Consider the following 1,409-nt stretch of genomic DNA (forward strand, 5'->3'; position numbering starts at 1 on the left):
GGCGGCGTTGTGTCGGTGGTTTGCGCAGCGAGGATATTCAGTGGCGCCATTCAAGCCGCAAAACATGGCATTGAACAGTGCGGTGACCGTGGACGGTGGGGAGATTGGTCGTTCTACGGCCTTGCAGGCGCTGGCCTGTGGTGTTGAGCCGCACAGTGACATGAATCCGGTGTTGCTCAAGCCGCAAACAGATATGGGCGCGCAGGTGATTATTCGTGGCAAGGTGCTGGGCAATATGCAGGCGCTGGATTATCACGCCTACAAAAAGACCGCCAGTGAAGCGGTGCTGGCGGCCTGGCAGGCGCTCACTTCCCGCTACGATGTGGTCATCGTGGAAGGCGCAGGCAGCCCGGCGGAAATCAATCTGCGCGAGAATGATATTGCCAATATGGGCTTTGCCGAGATGGTGGATTGCCCGGTTATTCTGGTTGCCGATATCGATCGCGGCGGTGTCTTTGCCCATCTCACCGGTACGCTGGATTTGCTTTCCGACAGCGAACAGAAACGCACCCTGGGGTTTGTCATCAACCGTTTCCGTGGCGACCTTTCCTTGCTGCAGAGCGGGCTTGACTGGCTTGAAGATCGCACCGGTAAACCCGTGTTTGGCGTGCTGCCCTATCTGCATGGCCTTACCCTGGATGCGGAAGATGCGGTGGATGAGCAGGGCGAACACGAAAGCGATGCACTCAATGTGGTGGTGCCGCTGTTGCCGCGCATGAGCAACCATAACGATTTCGATCCCCTGCGACTGCATCCCAGTGTGAACCTGCGCTTCGTCAGGATGGGGGAAGCCTGGCCGCAGGCGGATCTGGTGATTCTCCCGGGCAGCAAGGCCACCCGTGCGGACCTGGCCTTCCTGCGCGAACAAGGCTGGGACAAGCAGATCGAAAAGCACTTGCGTTACGGCGGCAAGGTGCTGGGTATTTGCGGGGGATTTCAGATGCTCGGCGAGCGGATTGATGACCCTCAGGGGCTGGAGAGTCACCCCGGTAGCAGCCAGGGGCTGGGCTGGCTGGCCATGAGCACCGAGTTGATAGCGGGCAAACAGCTTGCCAACACAAAGGGGAAACTGCTGGCCTCAGATTCGCCTGTTCAAGGTTACGAGATTCATAACGGTATTACCCGCGGAGAGGCGCTGAGCCGCCCCATGCTGATGCTGGGTGACCGATACGATGGGGCCATGAGTGAGGATGGCCAGGTGATGGGGTGTTACCTGCACGGTTTGTTTGATTTGGCAGACAGTGGCAACGCCATCCTTGCCTGGGCCGGTCTGCACGATAATCGCGGCGTAGATTATGCCGCTCACCGGGAGCAGCAACTGGACCGGCTTGCCGATATGGTGGAGCGCCATATGGACATGACGATATTGCAGGAAAGCATCTCAAGGGCTGACTAGGCCCCCCCTCCCT

General features: G+C 59.0%; 1 protein-coding gene. It reads left to right on the forward strand.

Annotated features, from left to right (window positions below):
* Positions 1-1,396 (forward strand): cobyric acid synthase (locus tag A3730_RS22790; RefSeq protein WP_063539022.1); only part of this gene is annotated, 1,396 nt, incomplete at its 5' end.
* Between the last annotated feature and the right edge of the window lie 13 nt (positions 1,397-1,409).

The sequence above is a fragment of the Alcanivorax sp. HI0044 genome (genome assembly GCF_001634945.1).